Here is a 16721-nt window from a genome sequence, read left to right as displayed (position 1 = left end):
ACCACACACGCTTTTCGGCATCACGCTCTAGACGCCGCATCTGCAACACGAGGAGATGGTCATGACCATGCTGCTGGACATACCTCAAGCTGCAATTCCCAGTTCCAAAACCACTCAACCCGGCATCAACGCGGCCGCAACCCTGAGCCTGATCGAATGGCTGACTGGGGACGAGTGCCATGCTCTCGATGAAGTCGGCCTCGTTTCCGGGCTGGGCCGCCGCTTGCAGGCGCTCGGCGTCCCCGTCGATCGGCTGACGCTGCACCTGATGACGCTACATCCCGAATTCATCGGCCGCACGTTCGCCTGGGCGCCGGGCGAACCGATCGAAATCCATGACCGCGAGCACGGCAGGCTTCAGACTATTGCCAACACGCCGCTGCAAAAAGCGTTGGAAACGCGTGAAACCCTCATCGTTGGCCCCGGAGAGAGCCGGCATGGCCGCTGGCAGCACATCGACGTCTTTGCCGGCCGCGGGCTAGTTCAGCTGATGATCGCCCCTCTCTGCAATGCCGACGGACCGATCAGTTCGGCGGCCTTCGGCACGAAACGGCCTGGCGGCTTTACGCCAGCCGAGCAGCAGGTACTTGCGCGCATCCTACCAGCACTGCGCACCGCCAGCGAATTGCGTGTGCTCCGGCAATGCGAACTCAGCCTGCTCGACACCTATATCGGCCCCATGACCGCAAGCCGGATCCTGGCCGGACATATCCGGCGCGGTGAGATAGAATCGATGGACACCGCCCTTCTGCTCTGCGATCTGCGCGGCTTCACCGAGCTTTCCAACCAACTGCCGGGCAATGTCGTGCTCGGCCTTCTGAATGCCTATTTCGACAAAGTCGTACCGGCGATCACCCGGGAAGGCGGCGAAGTCCTGAAATTCATGGGCGATGCCGTTCTCGCCTTCTTTCCCGGCATCGATCCTGCCGGCGCCTGCAATGCCGCATTGGTAGCCGCAAGTGCGATCCGCGATGATGTGGAGGGCTTTCAATATGACGGCATCCGCATCAAGGTGGGCATTGCTTTGCATTATGGCGAAGTCAGTTACGGTAATGTTGGCGCCGGCAATCGGCTTGATTTCACCCTGATCGGCCCCGACGTCAATGTCGTCAGCCGCATACAAGGCATCTGCAGCGAGAGCGGCGAGGCACTGCTGATGTCCGGCTGCTTCTGCGAGACGGCCCGGATCGCCAATACGGCTTCGATAGGAACGCGGAAACTGAAAGGCTTCGCCGAAGCCGTGGAGCTGTTTACGGTCAGAGACTGAGGGGCACATCCTTTCCGGTCGAGGTTTCGACTTTTACGGCGCGCGTTATGTCCTTGAAACCTGGAGTTGGCGCGTCTGGCCACACATGCAGCCGAAATCGCATCCGTTGAGCGACAAGAAGAATGCTGATCAGATATTTTCTGAAGACACCCGTTTTTTTGTGGTAAGTGCGCCAGATTCCAATAGCGACGGAGACTGCTCGCACTCATGATTGAACTGACACCATCAAAGATCGCCGGACTGAAACTTGCGCACCAGGGCGACCTCTATCCGCAATCGGACAAGAAGTGGACGCACCAGAACGCGACCGTGACATATGCAAAAACGGACCGTTGGAAAGAACGCCCGCAGAAAATCAAGTTCATCAGCGACAAGACGCTGGAGGAATTGAAGGAGCTTGGCCTTCTGGAGCGCCTCAACCTCAACGAAGATGCCGGAAAAGATGCCTACACCATAACCATGGCCGGCAAGATTTGGCTTTTGAAGAACAAGTAGGGCGACGCAACATTTTCGGTCGCCCCGTCGAGCCGTCAGTTTCACCGGCTCGCGAACAATGTCCTGCGACTGAAATTTCGCTGGTTTCGCGTTGCCATCTTCGGCAGAGCTTCATGGAGCCGCCGAAATGGAACGCAACCATGCCCGTCGAGATGATATCTCGACGCCATCATCACCGGGCGAGCAATATCGAGACGCGCTCGCTCGGGCAATTTGGGAGCAGCACCAAAATTGCGTTCCCGTCGGCCACCATTGAAGTGACAGGCAGCCGCTAGAACTTCGCCATGAGCCTGCGTCCTTTCTCAACTCGACAAATGAGTTTGCTACCAATCGTAGTTCACACCTATGGCGGCACGAGCGCGATGAGCCACGCCACGTTTTGGATCACGGCTACAACGATGACATCGCCTTCATCAAACGACCGATCCGTTCATCAGGCACTCTCCGCCGGGAGGAGTGGGAATAGGTTTATTGGAAGCATCATCGGAAACGAAAAAAGCCTGCCGCGGGAGGAGGTGCGGCAGGCTTTTCGAAAACCGAACAGCGACTGGGAGGAGGAGTGCCGCTGTTCCTACAGACGTCCCTGGGAGGAGGAGGAGTGGGCCGTCTGAATTCGAAGCGCCGCGGGAGGAGGTGCAGCGCTTCAATGAGTATTGTTATACTTTAGCCAGCGAAAACTTCCAGAACTTATGCTGCACTGCAGCTATGCAAGAAACGCAACCCTCAAAAAGCGACAGACAGTTGATGGAAGGCCTACGTGAAACACGGTTTCAAAACGCAAAAACGCCCGCGTTTTCAGCGAGCGTTCGACGGTCCTGATGACTGAATGGGACGCTATTAGCGGCCCATGGCTGCGCGAGCGACGCTGCGGATATCTGCGCGCGCAATGCCGAGATCCTGCAGCTCGCGGCTGGACATGCGATCAAGCTCGGCTACGGTCTGACGGAACTTGCGCCAATTGTTGAAGGAGCGTGCGACGTTCATGATAATCCCCTTTCCTGAGGGCTGTCTGACGTCGGCAGCCTCTATTGGTCCGGCGTCGTTTCGATGGTTGGAATATAGGCTATTCAATCGATTTAAAACAGCGACAATTCCGCACTGCACCTATGCGAAGCACGCATCTCTTCCGCACATTCGATTGCTGGTGGACATTTTTTAGGCTGCGAGAGGCAATCGAAACATGCAGCCTCGCGACAGATAGCCCCCGCAGTTCGTCAGTGATGCGAAGCCGAAAACGCTGGCATTTGCGGAGAACACAGCTGGAGGATTGCCTGGCGCACCTGTTCTGCATCGACGGGCTTGTGCAATAGCAGATGGCCGCTTGCCGCGACTTCCTTCAACCGCTCCGGCGAAGTATCGCCCGTGAGGATCACGGCCGAGACAGAATGGCCAAGATGCGCTCGCATCTGCTTGATCGCATCCAGCCCGGTCGTACCGGCTTCCAGCCGATAGTCGGTAATGACGAGATCAATCGGCGCTTTGTCATTTCCTTCCACGGCATGCGCAAAACATGCCTCCGCCGCCGAGCGCCCCGGATAGACGCGGTAACCCAAGGTCCTCAAAAGCAGGCTGATCGCTTCGAGCCCGTCGCGCTCGTCGTCGATCACAGCGATTCCGATCGATCCATCCCCTTCGCCCCGATCGATATCAGCTGCAATGTGAGCATCGGCGGAAACGGCAATGGGCACGAGGATAGAAAACATCGACCCGCGCCCCTCCTTCGAGATCATCCCGAGCGGATGATCGAGAAGCTGTATAGCCGCCTGTAGCCATCATGGCATCGCTCACCGCTCCTGCCGTCTTGAGTACTCCCTCAAGCACAGATCGGACAACCGCCGACATTATCTGCACCCATTAGAACGGCTCTGCAAAATAGCATCAGGCGTTCCTGCGCTTGCCTTCCAGAAGGTCAAGAATGGAGTTGGCAGCATAGAGCACATTGGTGCCGGGGCCAAACACCGCGCTGACGCCATGTTCGAGCAGGAAATCATAGTCCTGGCGCGGAATAACACCACCGACCACGACAATGACCTGATCGGCGCCCTTCTCCTTCAGCGCTTCGACAAGTTGGGGTGCAAGCGTTTTATGCCCGGCAGCAAGCGAGGACATGCCGATCACCTGAACCTTTTCCCTGACGGCAAGGTCTGCCGCTTCGTCCGGCGTCTGGAACAGCGGACCGGCAACCACGTCGAAGCCGACATCGCCGAAGGCCGAGGCGATGACTTTGGCACCGCGGTCATGGCCATCCTGACCGAGCTTGGCGACCATGATCTTCGGCTTGCGCCCCAGCGATGCAGTCACGTCGGAGAGGCGGTTGCTGAGCGTCACAAGCTCGGGATCGCCGGCATAGGCGGCACCGTAGATATCGCTGACAACTTGGGGGACGGCTGAGTGATCGCCGTAGACGGTGCGCATGGCGTCGGAAATCTCGCCGACGGTCGCGCGGGCGCGCGCTGCATCGACGGCGGCGTCGAGGATATTGCCCTCGCCCGTCGCTGCCACCGTCTTCAAGCGCTCGAGCGCCTGCTCGACCTTGACGTCATCGCGGCGCCGGCGTGTCTCTTGTATGCGCTTGATCTGAGCACTACGAACGGCGGCATTGTCGATCGCCAGGATCTCGATGTCTTCCTCCGTCTCCAGCCGATACTTGTTGACGCCGACAATGACTTCGTCGCCCCGGTCGACCGCTGCCTGCCGGCGCGTCGCCGCCTCCTCGATCAGTCGCTTCGGCAGACCCTCGTTGACGGCCTTGGTCATGCCGCCCAGCGCTTCCACCTCTTCGATCAGCGCCCAGGCCTTATCGGCCAGTTCATTGGTGAGGCTCTCGACGTAATAGGAGCCTGCAAGCGGATCCACGACATTCGTCACGCCTGTCTCATGCTGAAGGATGAGCTGGGTGTTGCGGGCGATGCGCGCCGAAAACTCCGTCGGCAAGGCGATTGCCTCGTCGAAGGAGTTGGTGTGCAGAGATTGCGTGCCGCCTAGCACTGCTGACATAGCCTCGAAGGCAGTGCGGATGATGTTGTTGTACGGGTCCTGTTCCTGCAGCGAGACGCCTGACGTCTGGCAGTGCGTGCGCAGCATCAGCGACGATGGCTTGGCCGGCTTGAATTCTTCCATGATGCGCGTCCAGAGCAGACGCGCCGCCCGCAGCTTTGCTGCCTCCATGAAGAAATTCATGCCGATGGCGAAGAAGAAGGACAGGCGGCCGGCGAAATCGTCGACATTCAGCCCCTTGGCCAGCGCCGCGCGCACATACTCGCGCCCGTCGGCGAGCGTGAAGGCAAGCTCCTGCACCAGCGTCGCTCCGGCCTCCTGCATGTGATAGCCGGAGATGGAGATGGAATTGAACTTCGGCATCTCCTTGGCCGTATATTCGATAATGTCGGCAACGATCCGCATCGAGGGCTCGGGCGGGTAGATGTAGGTGTTGCGGACCATGAACTCCTTCAGAATATCGTTCTGAATCGTGCCCGAAAGTGCGGCACGCGGCACGCCCTGTTCCTCGCCGGCAACAATGAAATTTGCCAGGATCGGGATGACGGCTCCGTTCATGGTCATCGAGACGGAGACCTTTTCCAGTGGAATGCCGTCGAAGAGGATCTTCATGTCCTCGACGGAATCGATCGCCACGCCGGCCTTGCCGACATCTCCGACCACTCGCGGATGATCGCTGTCATAGCCGCGATGAGTGGCGAGATCGAAGGCGACGGAGACACCCTGCTGACCGGCGGCGAGCGCCTTGCGATAGAAGGCGTTGGAGGCCTCGGCGGTGGAAAAGCCGGCATATTGGCGGATCGTCCAGGGGCGGCCGGCATACATGGTGGCGCGCGGGCCTCTCGTGAATGGCGCAAAACCGGGCAGCGATGAGAGGTGCGGCAGGCCTGCCGTATCCGCCTCAGTATAGAGCGGCTTGACCGCTATTCCCTCAGGCGTTTCCCAGATGAGCGTCTCAGGCGATGCCTTGAGCTCCTTCTCGGCCAGATCAGCCCATTCCTCTAGGGATCGTTCAACCATCATTCGAACTCCAGAATCAGCTCGTCGACCGCAAGGCTATGCCCTACTTTCGCTTCGATACGTTTAACGACGCCCTTACGTTCCGCTTTCAAGGCATTTTCCATCTTCATGGCCTCAACAACGGCCAGCGTCTGACCCGCTTCGACGACACTGCCCGCCTCTACGATGAGAGAGGTAAGCACTCCCGGCATCGGGCACAACAGAAGCTTCGACGTATCCGCCGCCAGCTTGATAGGCATCAGGCGGGCAAGCTCCGCAACACGCGGCGAGCGGACACGGGCGATTATCTCCGTTCCCCGCCAGCGCAGGCGGATCGACGACCCCACCAGATCGACCTTGACGCCCAGTATATCGGAGCCGACAGCAAAAGCGCAGTGCGTTTTGCCGGGCAGCCAGTCGGTCTTCACACGCAGCATGTCACCGTCGGCAAACGATACGCTAAGATCACCGTCCATCAGTTCCACGGAAGTCTCGAAGCGCCACTGGCCGAAGCCGACGACCCAATCCCGGCCAATCTTGCGGCGGTGATTGCCGATCGTGCCGGAAATATCCGCAGCGCGCCTTTGAACAGCCTGATTGATCGTGACTGCGATCGCTGCAAGCTTTCGGGCCGACGCCTGGTCAGGTTCGACGCCATGGAAGCCTTCGGGGAATTCCTCGGCGATGTAACCTGTTGTCAGCTGACCGGAACGGAAGCGCTCTTGGTTCATGACAGCGGACAGGAAGGGCAAGTTGTGCCCGATCCCTTCGACTTCGAAATCGTCGAGAGCACCGCTCATCGCATCGATCGCTTCTTTGCGGCTGGGTGCCCAGGCGCAGAGCTTGGCGACCATGGGGTCATAGTACATCGAGATTTCGCCACCCTCATAAACGCCGGTGTCGTTACGCAGGATAGCACCAGCGCTCGTCGGGCCTTCGACCGGCGGGCGGTATCGCGTCAACCGGCCGATCGACGGCAGGAAGTTGCGATAAGGATCTTCGGCATAGAGGCGACTTTCGATCGCCCAACCATTGAGCTTTACGTCGGCCTGGCCAAAGGACAGAGGCTCGCCGGACGCAACCTTGATCATTTCCTCTACGAGATCGAGCCCGGTCACGAGTTCCGTCACTGGGTGCTCCACCTGCAGGCGGGTATTCATTTCAAGGAAATAGAATTTGTTCTGCTTGCCATCGACGATGAATTCCACCGTTCCTGCGGAATGATAGCCGACAGCCCTGGCGAGCGCGACGGCCTGTTCGCCCATGGCTTCACGGGTCGCTTCATCAAGGAAAGGTGACGGCGCTTCCTCGATGACCTTCTGATTGCGCCGCTGGATGGAGCATTCCCGCTCGCCGAGATAAAGGACCGTGCCCTGCTTGTCGCCGAGCACCTGGATCTCGATATGGCGCGGCTCGGTGATGAACTTCTCGATGAAGATGCGGTCGTCGCCGAAGGAGTTTTTGGCCTCGTTGCGCGATGCCTGGAATCCCTCCCGGGCCTCGTCGGCATTGTGTGCGATGCGCATGCCTTTGCCGCCGCCGCCCGCCGATGCCTTGATCATCACGGGATAGCCGATCTCATTCGCGATCAACACTGCTTCGTCGGCATTTTCGATCAACCCCATATGTCCAGGCACCGTCGAGACGCCAGCGCGAGCCGCCAGCTGCTTGGACGTGATCTTGTCGCCCATGGCCTCGATCGCGCCGACGGGAGGGCCGATGAAAATCACGCCTTCACGCTCGAGCGCGGCTGCAAAATGTGCGTTCTCGGAGAGGAAACCGTAGCCCGGGTGCACAGCGTCGGCACCGGTCTTGTGAATGGCATCGATGATCCGGTCGATGACGATATAGGACTGGTTCGAGGGCGACGGACCGATATGTACCGCCTCGTCCGCCATCGACACATGCAGGGCGTTGCGATCTGCATCGGAATAGACGGCGACTGTCGAGATGCCGAGACGCTTGGCGGTCTTGATGACTCGGCAGGCGATTTCGCCACGATTGGCGATCAGGATTTTCTTGATCATGGGAATGGCCTGTCAGAGAGGTATCGTGTCGTGCTTCTTCCAGCGCGCGTCCACCTGCTTGTTGCGAAGCGAGGCGAAGGCACGGGCGATGCGACGACGGGACGAATGCGGCATGATGACTTCGTCAATGAAGCCGCGCTCGGCAGCGACGAAGGGATTGGCGAAGCGCTCCTCGTATTCGCGGGTTCGCGCGGCAATTTTTTCCGGATCGGCCAAATCGGCTCGATGGAGGATTTCCGTCGCGCCCTTGGCGCCCATGACGGCGATTTCAGCGCTCGGCCAAGCGTAGTTCACATCCGCACCGATATGCTTCGACGCCATCACGTCATACGCGCCGCCATAGGCTTTGCGCGTGATCAGCGTCACCATCGGCACCGTGGCCTGGGAATAGGCAAACAAGAGCTTGGCACCATGCTTGATCACCCCGCCATATTCCTGCGCCGTGCCGGGAAGAAAGCCGGGCACGTCGACCAAGGTCAGGATCGGAATATTGAAGGCGTCGCAAAAGCGAACGAAACGCGCAGCCTTGCGCGAGGAGTCGATGTCCAGGCAGCCGGCCAGCACCATCGGCTGATTGGCAACGACACCAACCGTCTGTCCTTCCATGCGCATGAAGCCGGTGATGATGTTGCGCGCAAAAGCGGTCTGCAGCTCGAAGAATTCAACCTCGTCGGCAAGGGCGTGGATCAGTTCCTTCATGTCGTAGGGCTTGTTCGAGCTATCGGGTATCAGCGTGTCGAGCCGATTTTCCAGCCGCGCCGGGTCGTCGTGGAATGGCCTTACCGGTGGTTTCTCGCGATTGTTCAGCGGCAGGAAGTCGAAGAGCAGCCTGACATGTTCGAGCGTATCAATATCATCGTCGAAGGCGCCGTCGGCCACCGAGGATTTCGAGGTGTGGGTGCGTGCGCCGCCAAGCTCTTCCGCCGTGACGATCTCGTTCGTTACCGTCTTCACCACGTCGGGGCCGGTGACGAACATGTAGGAGGAATCCCGCACCATGAAGATGAAATCCGTCATGGCCGGCGAATAGACAGCACCGCCCGCGCATGGTCCCATGATGACGGAAATCTGCGGCACGACGCCGGAGGCCTCGACGTTGCGCTTGAACACCTCGGCATAGCCGGCAAGCGAATCCACGCCTTCCTGAATGCGCGCGCCACCGGAATCGTTGAGGCCGATGACCGGCGCGCCGTTCCGCATCGCCATGTCCATGATCTTGCATATCTTTTGCGCGTGGGTCTCCGACAGGGAGCCACCGAGCACGGTGAAATCCTGGGAGAAGATATAGACCTGGCGGCCATTGATCGTTCCCCATCCGGTCACGACGCCGTCACCCGCGATCTTCTGCTCCGCCATACCGAAATCAGTCGCGCGGTGAGTGACGTACATGTCGTATTCTTCGAAGGAGTCTTCATCGAGAAGCACTTCGATGCGCTCGCGCGCAGTCAGCTTGCCCTTTCCATGCTGGGCCGCGATTCTGCGCTCGCCACCACCCTGCCGCGCCTCGGCGCGGCGTGCTTCGAGCTGATCCAATATCGTCTGCATGATGCCTCCCTCGATATGCCGAAGTCATAGCGAGGGTCCGGCGACGAGAAAATCATTGAACGCGCAGATATGCGGACTTATAAAAATTCAAATTAACAATTGCGAAGTTGCGAAGATGGCCATCGGGAAACTCTTCATCGGGCGAAAAGTCCGGGAGCTGCGTCTGGAACATGATGCGACACAAAGCCAGTTTGCCGAACGTCTCGGCATCTCGTTGAGCTATCTCAACCAGATCGAGAACAATCAGCGCCCCGTATCGGCCGCCGTCCTGCTTGCCTTGGCCGACAAATATGGTCTCGACATTGCGGAACTCTCCACCGGCGAGACCGATCGACTTATGTCGGCACTCACCGAAGCACTCGGCGATCCCTTGTTCGAATCCTATTCGCCGACCTTGCAGGAGCTGAAACTGATCGCGCAGAATGCGCCGGGATTTGCCCGCGCATTGGTCAGCTGTCATCAGGCCTATCGGCGCAATAGCGAACAGCTTGCCAGCCTGGACGACAGGCTCGGCCGCGCTGCAGCCCTTGAAGCGACGCCCTATGACGAGGTGCGCGACTTCTTTCACTATGTCGACAACTATGTGCAGGAACTCGACACCATGGCCGAAGCGCTCGCAGGCAAGCTCGGGCTGCAAGGCGGAGATGGCCAGCCGATCCTGACGGACTATCTGGACAGTCAATTCAGCGTTCGCGTCATACACGGGCCGTCGGCCATGAATGCGGTCCGCCGCTACGATCCGGCGGGACGGGTGCTGACCCTCAATCCCTATGCCCCGGCCGAAACCCGCACGTTCCAGATGGCGGTACAAACCGCGCAACTCTACGCCAGCGAGGTCGTGGAAAGCATCGTTCGCCAGGCAGGCTTCCGTAGCGAAGAGGCCAGCGAGGTCTGCCGCATCGGCCTGCACAATTATTTCGCCGGCGCGCTTCTCATGCCCTATCAAAGTTTTCTGAAAACCGCCCGCGACCTTAGGCACGACATCGAACTGCTCGCCGCCCGCTTCGGCACGTCGCTGGAGCAGGGCTGCCATCGGCTATCGACCCTGCAGCGCCCGGGCATGAAAGGGATACCGATCTTCTTTGCCCGCATCGACCGCGCCGGCAACATTACCAAGCGCCACAGCGCCACCAAGCTGCAATTCGCACGCTTCGGAGCCGCCTGTCCGCTCTGGAACGCTCACCAGGCCTTCGAGACACCGGGCCGCTTCATCCGCCAACTCGCCGAAACGCCGGATGGCGTCCGCTATCTCTGTCTTGCCACGCATGTGAGCAAGGGCGTTGGCGGGTTTCGCACACAACGGTCCAGCCATGCGCTGGCGCTGGGCTGCGAGATCTCCTATGCGAGCGCCTTCGTCTATGCCGACGATCTCAATGTCACCGACAAATCCGCCTTCGAACCAATCGGCATATCCTGTCGCATATGCGAGCGAAACAATTGTGCCAGCCGGGCCGTTCCGCCTTTGCGCCGCAGCATCTCCGTCGATCACAATGTCCGAGAGACGACGCCCTATCAGCTGTCGTGAGACCAAGCTCGGCCGCAGGAAACAGCAACGCTGCATCCCCGCGGCTTCCAATGGAGCTCAAGCTCGCACGGTTCCGATGTGCCGCAGCAAGGCGGCGCCGAACTTTCCGTCCAGCAGCTCGGCTGGAAGAACATGCGGGCAAGCCGCACTGGCCGCCCGCAGGAGATCCATCTCGCTCGACGGCTTCGATAGCGCTTCGCGCAGGACCGCACTTTGCGGGTCGCTGACTTCATAGGCCGCTAGACCCTTTGCCCAGCGCTCCACATAGGCGATCCAGACTGCGATCGCAAAGGCGAACGGCTCGAAGTCCGTTCCGCGCTTCAACGCGGCGAAGGCAGGAGCAGTTATTCGTTGCGGCAGCTTCTGCGTGCCGTCCATCGCAATCTGCGCCGTCGCATGGGCAATCGCAGGATTGGAGAAACGCGCCTTCAGCTTTCCGACATAGGCGTCAAGATCGATGCCTAGCTGCCCGATCGCGCTCGAAGCCGCCGAGAGATGCCGCGCCACCAGGTCCTTCAGGCGGCCATCGGCCATAACGTCCCGGACATACTTCTTTTCGTAGAGACAGCCGCAATAAGCGATCAGCGAATGGGTGCCGTTCAGTATCCATAGCTTCATGCGCTCATAGTCTGTTATATCGGGCACGAAGAGTGCGCCTGCCGCTTCCCAGGCGGGACGGCCGACGCAGAAGCTGTCCTCCAATATCCACTGGCGGAACGGCTCGGTTTCAATGGCCGCCAGGTCATCATAACCGGTCTCTGCCCGTGCTAGCACGAACACCTCTTGACCCGGAATGGGCGTGATGCGGTCAACGACACCAGAGGGAAAGCCTGCATGGGCCTCAATAAAGCGGACGAGCGATGGATCGTGCACGAGCGCGGCAAGCTCCAGCACCGCCTCCCTCAGTCGGCGGCCGTTTTGAGGAAGATTGTCGCAGCTAAGGACGGTGAAGGCGGGAAGCCCTTTCTGCTGCCGCAATGCCAACGCGGCGACGATTAAGCCGATCACTCCCTGCGGCGATTGCGGCCGGCCAAGATCCCGCGCGATGTCGGGATGAGACGTGTCGAGCTTTCCCGTGCCGGTCAAGCCATAACCCTTTTCCGTCACGGTCAGGCTGACGATCCGGCATGCGGGGGAGGCCATCAACGCGAGCACGTCTGGAATGCGCTCTCCTCCGGAAACCACGGAATGAAGAGCGCCGATGACGGAAGCCTTCGTTTCCACGCCTCTTTCCACAAGGGTATAACGATAGTCCTGAGGCTCCAGAAGGCCGGCAAACGGTGAGCCGCGCAATGATGCGCCAACGACCCGCCAGTCACCGCCATGGGCTGCAAGCGCATTGTCCGTATAGGACAACAGGTGGGCGCGGGCGAAGTTGCCGATACCGAGATGAACTATGCCGGCGCCATGGTCCTGCGGCCTATAGGCAGGCCATTTGGCCGCCCTGTGCGGCAACGGTACACTTGCAGCGCTCAGCCTGCTCATATCTTGCCGCCGGCAACAATCGGATGCGACAGGGCTGTCATGATGCCGCGCAGTTCCGCAAGTCCCTTGAGGCGGCCGATCGCCGGATAGCCGGGGCGCGTCTGCCTGATGTGGTCGTCGAGGATATTCTGGCCGTGATCAGGGCGGAAAGGAATCTGCCAGTCTTTACGGCCCTGCCCTTTCCGTCTCGTCTCTTCGGCAAGCGCGGCGGCAATCACCGCCACCATGTCGGTATTGCCTTCGAGGTGCGCCGCCTCGTGGAACGAGCCGCCATGCTGATTGTCTTCCAGCGCGACGTTGCGCAGATGCAGGAAATGAACGCGGTCGCCGAGCCTTGCCATCATGCCCGGCAGGTCGTTGTCGCGCCGGGCACCAAGCGAGCCGGTGCAAAGCGTGACGCCATTGGCCGGAATATCGACAGCTTCGACCATGGCGCGGTAGTCGGCTTCGGTCGACATGATGCGCGGCAGCCCCAGCAGCGGGAACGGCGGATCGTCCGGATGGCAGCAAAGCCGCATCCCCAGCTCCTGCGCAAGCGGTGCGACTTCGCCCAGGAAATCGATGAGGTGCGCCTTCAGCTTTTCAGCGGACAGACCGTTATATTGCGCGAGATGATCCTTCACCTCGTCGATCGTCATGTGGATCGCGGCACCCGGCAGGCCGGAGACGATGTTGGCGACGAGCTGGCGCTTGCGCTCATCATCCATTTCGGAAAAGCGGCGCTGCGCGGCCTCGCCGACCTCCGGCTCAAGTTCCTCCCGCGCCGCTGGGCGTTGCAGTAGGAACAGATCGAAAGCGGCGAAATCCACCGCATCGAAACGCATGCACGTCGCACCATTCTTCAGGCGATAGGCAAGATCGGTCCGCGTCCAGTCGAGGACCGGCATGAAATTGTAGCAGATGGTCTGCACCCCGGCATCGGCGAGATGGCGAAGGCTCGTCTTCCAGCTGCCGATATGCTCCCGCCAAGGCCCGCTCTGGCGCTTGACGTCCTCGGAAACCGGCAGGCTTTCGACCACATCCCAGCTCAATCCTGACGCGCTGCCATCGCTCATGACCGAGATTTCGCGCTGACGGGCGGCAATATCCTCCGACGTCCACACCTCGCCGGGGGCGCGATGATGAAGTGCTGTGACGACGCCTTCAACACCCGCCTGTAACATGTCGTCGATCGATACCGGATCGGACGGGCCGAACCAACGCCAAGTCTGCCGCATCATCTGTCCCTTTCTTCAGTGCATATGTTGTTTGGCAAAGTGGGAGAATCGAAGTCTTACCGAGCCTATTCCTTCATGCCGCTCGTCGCGACACCTTTGACGAAATTGCGCCGCATCGTGCCGAAGAAGATGACGCTCGGAATGAGCGACAGAGCGGCGGCGGCGCTAAGGCGGCCAAGATCGACGGTGAACCCGGTCTGGAACAGGGCCAGCCCGACCTCTAGGACATATTTGTCTCGCGCCGTGTTGACGATCATGGGCCAGGCGAATGTGGTCCACGCCTGGAAGAAAGCAAGGACGGTCAGCGTTCCGATCGGACCGCGCATCAGCGGCAACACGATGCGAAAGAAAATCCACCATTCGCCGGCGCCGTCCATGCGTGCGGCTTCCAGCAATTCGTCGGGAATCGATGTCAGGGCATATTGCCGAATGAGGAATATGCCGAAGCTCATCACTAGGTACCCGGCCAGGAGGCCGCCGATCGAGTTCAGCAGGCCCAGCTGCTTCACACCGAGATAGAGCGGAATCATATAGACTTCGAAGGGAACGATGGCGGTCGCCAGCACCCCGACAAAGATGAGATTGACGCCGGGAAAGCGGAACTTCGCCAGCACATAGCCCGTGATCGATGATGTCAGGACGATCGCCATCGTGGAGATCGCTGCAAATGCAAGGCTGTTGCCCATCCATGTCAGCAATGGCGTGTCGGTCAGAACCGAGGAAAAATTGTCGAGCGTTGGCGATTGCGGGATCAGGCGCGGCGGCCATGCCAGCAATTCGGCCGGTGTCTTGAAGGCGTTCGCCGTGAGCATGATCAGCGGCAAAACCATCAGGATGCCGAAAACGGTCAGGACGCAATCGATGGCGAATTTGGAACCGGAATATCGTTCCCGGCTCTTCTTACTTGGGGTCATGCTCATCGACGTGCTGCCTTGTCACGAAAGAAAACGAATTGACCGGCCGTCAGGAGCAAAACGATGGCAAGGAGAACGACGGCCTCGGCGGCAGCGTAGCCGACGCGATAGTTGCGGAAGCTGTTTTCGAGCATATCGAGCACCAGCACCCGCACCAGCTTACCTGGCGCCCCTTGTGAATCGGAAGCAAGCACGAAGGCCTGACCGTAGATGTTGAAAGCCGCAATCATTGTGACCACCGAGACATAGAGCGTAACGGGTCTCAATTGTGGTATGGAAATATAGCGGAAGCACTCCCACGCCGTGGCGCCATCCAACCTTGCGGCCTCATAGAGCGAGGTGGAAATATTGCGCAGCCCGATCAGGAAGATCAGCACTGCGTAGCCGAGCGCCTGCCACGAGCAGAGCACGATGATGCAAACGATTGACCAGGCGGGATGAAAAAGCCACGCCTGCGCCGGGATGCCGAAGATCCCGAGAAAGGCATTGAGCGGCCCCAACTGCGCGTCGAATACCCATTTCCAGGCCATGGCGGCAGGAACGAGCGAGACGATATGCGGTATAAACAGGCTGGTTTCATAGAAGCCGGAGAGCGCGCTGCCAAAGCGGTGCTGGATGAGCGCCGCTAGTCCAAGTGCCAAGGGGATCGTCAGAGCCAATACCCCGAAGGCAATGATCGTGGTGTTGCGCAGCGCTTCCAGAAACAACGGATCGCCAGCAAGCTCCTGGAAGTTCGCAAGGCCGATGAACGGCTTGTTTTTGGAAATGATATCCCATTTGAACAGGCTGAGCCGCAGCGTCTCGAAAATGGGCATGACTCTGACCAAAACGAAGAGCGTTAGCGGCGCCGCCAGCGCGCTTATCACAAACCCCAATTGTCTGCGCTTTTTCATCAGACAGTCCTTCCCTTGCGGGGACGGGAGCGTCCCATCCCCTCTCTTCTCTGCCTCTGCCGGCGCTATTGCGCCAGAAGACCTTCGCGCTTCAGGATGTTGTCGATCTCGCCGCTGGCTTCCTTGAGCATGGCATCGATGGCGGCGTCATCCTTCGCCAGGGCCGGATTGGCGAAAGCAGCTTCGAGGCGGGCGGCAAATCGGGTCAGGATTTCACTGGATGGTGCAATCGGCGGCAGGCTGAAATAGGTGTAATCGACCGGCGGCGCGACGAAAGCTTCGAGAACCGGCTTCTTGGCGATGATCGCGGAGAAATCGACATTGCTGCGCGAAGGCAACCAGCCGACATTGTCCAGAAGCCATTGGAGATTTTCCGGCGCGTTGGTCTTCTGCACGAATTCCCAGGCAAGCTTGCTCTTGTCGTTATCAGCAGGAACGAACAGCGATGCCGGCACGACCAGAGACCCCGTCGGCAGCGGCGCGGTCGCGTATTTCAGACTAGGCGCCTTCTTGGCGATATCGCCGATGACCCAGGATTCGCGAATGAACATCGCCGTCTGCCCCAGTTCGAAAGCCTCGGCATCGGCCTTCATCTGCGGGCTGACAGTCTTGGCGACAAAAAGCTGATCCAGATATTGCTTGAGAGCCTTGCGGCCGGCCTCGTTTGCAACAGCCGCTTTCCATCCCTCGCCATCCTTCTCGACGAGCTTGCCACCGAACTGGTGTAGATTGATCCAGAACTTCTCGCTGATCCCCTGGCCGCCGCCTGACAGGCGCAACGACCAGCCGCTGATGGTGGGATTGCCCGAGGCATCGCGCTCGGTCAGCTTCGCCGCATATTGCGAATAGTCGTCCGCCGTCTTCGGCGGGCCGAAAAGCCCGGCTTTGGCGAATTTCTCCGTGTTGTAGTAGAGCGCCGATTGGCCGTGATAGAGCGGCACGCCATAGACATGTTCGCTGTCAGAAACGGCCGCAATGTAGACCGGGCTGAAGTTCTTAGGGTCCTTCACGAAAACATTGATCGCCTCCGGTGCCGGCGCCAGCAGCCCCGACTGTACGTATCGCGGCGCCTCCGACTGCATTTCGACGATGTCGGCCGCCGAGCCTGCCGGCAACGCGAAAGCAAGCCGCTTCTCATGCTCCCGCAGGCTGATGGTTTCCACCTTCAGTTCGAAATCCGGATGAGCCGCCTTCATCTCTGCCGCGACGTGATTGTAAAAAGGCTCAAGCTCGGGAGAGCCGCCCCAAAGGGTCAATGTCTCAGCCTGTACCGAGCTGGCAAGACCGGCGAGCATTGCGGCGAGCGAGACTGTCTTCAAAAAGTGCGATGCCATTTCAGTTCTCCTCTTCACGAATT

The 16721-nt window shown here is 59.7% G+C and carries 13 protein-coding genes; 3 read left to right on the top strand and 10 right to left on the bottom strand.

The window, feature by feature from the left end; genetic code table 11:
• The first annotated feature begins 61 nt into the window (after positions 1-61).
• The gene (locus QD461_RS09810) at positions 62-1267 is read left to right on the top strand and encodes an adenylate/guanylate cyclase domain-containing protein (RefSeq protein WP_414087563.1); all 1206 of its coding nucleotides are present in this window, start codon (positions 62-64) and stop codon (positions 1265-1267) included.
• 207 nt (positions 1268-1474) lie between these two features.
• Positions 1475-1762, top strand: a complete 288-nt coding sequence (locus QD461_RS09805) for a hypothetical protein (RefSeq protein ID WP_184703618.1) — start codon at positions 1475-1477, stop codon at positions 1760-1762.
• An 837-nt stretch (positions 1763-2599) separates the two neighbouring features.
• Here QD461_RS09805 and QD461_RS09800 read toward each other — a convergent pair.
• The 5 genes from QD461_RS09800 to QD461_RS09780 form a co-directional block, all read right to left on the bottom strand.
• Entirely contained in the window at positions 2600-2746 is a 147-nt protein-coding gene (locus QD461_RS09800) for a DUF1127 domain-containing protein (RefSeq protein WP_184703617.1), read from the bottom strand.
• A gap of 230 nt (positions 2747-2976) precedes the next feature.
• The gene (locus QD461_RS09795; protein ID WP_414087562.1) at positions 2977-3465 is read right to left on the bottom strand and encodes a response regulator; all 489 of its coding nucleotides are present in this window, start codon (positions 3463-3465) and stop codon (positions 2977-2979) included.
• A 175-nt stretch (positions 3466-3640) separates the two neighbouring features.
• Complete coding sequence (scpA, locus tag QD461_RS09790; protein ID WP_414087658.1) at positions 3641-5779, bottom strand: methylmalonyl-CoA mutase; 2139 nt, start codon at positions 5777-5779, stop codon at positions 3641-3643.
• Positions 5779-7785, bottom strand: a complete 2007-nt coding sequence (locus QD461_RS09785; RefSeq protein WP_414087561.1) for an acetyl-CoA carboxylase biotin carboxylase subunit — start codon at positions 7783-7785, stop codon at positions 5779-5781. Before QD461_RS09785 ends, scpA begins: the two co-directional genes overlap by 1 nt.
• A 12-nt stretch (positions 7786-7797) precedes the next feature.
• A complete protein-coding gene (locus QD461_RS09780) occupies positions 7798-9330 on the bottom strand; it encodes an acyl-CoA carboxylase subunit beta (protein ID WP_414087560.1) in 1533 nt (510 codons plus the stop codon).
• A 115-nt stretch (positions 9331-9445) separates the two neighbouring features.
• Between QD461_RS09780 and QD461_RS09775 the strand changes: the two genes are divergently transcribed.
• Positions 9446-10855: a helix-turn-helix domain-containing protein gene (locus tag QD461_RS09775; protein WP_414087559.1), complete on the top strand. Its 1410-nt coding sequence runs from the start codon at positions 9446-9448 to the stop codon at positions 10853-10855.
• Between the two features lie 57 nt (positions 10856-10912).
• On the opposite strand, the gene QD461_RS09770 is transcribed toward QD461_RS09775, so the two are convergent.
• The 5 genes from QD461_RS09770 to QD461_RS09750 all read right to left on the bottom strand — a co-directional run bounded on the left by QD461_RS09770 (position 10913) and on the right by QD461_RS09750 (position 16698).
• Positions 10913-12340 (bottom strand): mannitol dehydrogenase family protein, encoded by a 1428-nt coding sequence (locus QD461_RS09770; protein ID WP_414087558.1) that lies wholly within the window; start codon positions 12338-12340, stop codon positions 10913-10915.
• Positions 12337-13557 carry a mannonate dehydratase gene (gene uxuA / locus QD461_RS09765; RefSeq protein WP_414087657.1) on the bottom strand — a complete coding sequence of 407 codons (1221 nt, stop codon included), beginning with the start codon at positions 13555-13557 and terminating at the stop codon, positions 12337-12339. Before uxuA ends, QD461_RS09770 begins: the two co-directional genes overlap by 4 nt.
• A gap of 65 nt (positions 13558-13622) precedes the next feature.
• Positions 13623-14477: a carbohydrate ABC transporter permease gene (locus tag QD461_RS09760; protein WP_414087557.1), complete on the bottom strand. Its 855-nt coding sequence runs from the start codon at positions 14475-14477 to the stop codon at positions 13623-13625.
• Positions 14474-15364 carry a carbohydrate ABC transporter permease gene (locus tag QD461_RS09755; RefSeq protein WP_414087556.1) on the bottom strand — a complete coding sequence of 297 codons (891 nt, stop codon included), beginning with the start codon at positions 15362-15364 and terminating at the stop codon, positions 14474-14476. The genes QD461_RS09760 and QD461_RS09755 overlap by 4 nt, the downstream gene beginning before the upstream one ends.
• 65 nt (positions 15365-15429) lie before the next feature.
• Positions 15430-16698, bottom strand: a complete 1269-nt coding sequence (locus QD461_RS09750; RefSeq protein WP_414087555.1) for an ABC transporter substrate-binding protein — start codon at positions 16696-16698, stop codon at positions 15430-15432.
• Between the last annotated feature and the right edge of the window lie 23 nt (positions 16699-16721).

It is taken from the genome of Rhizobium sp. BR 314 (genome assembly GCF_047445805.1).
Taxonomy (GTDB): Bacteria; Pseudomonadota; Alphaproteobacteria; order Rhizobiales; family Rhizobiaceae; genus Rhizobium; species Rhizobium lusitanum_B.
The sequence above is the reverse complement of the archived record's forward strand: the minus strand, read 5'-3'. Positions and strand labels throughout refer to the sequence as shown.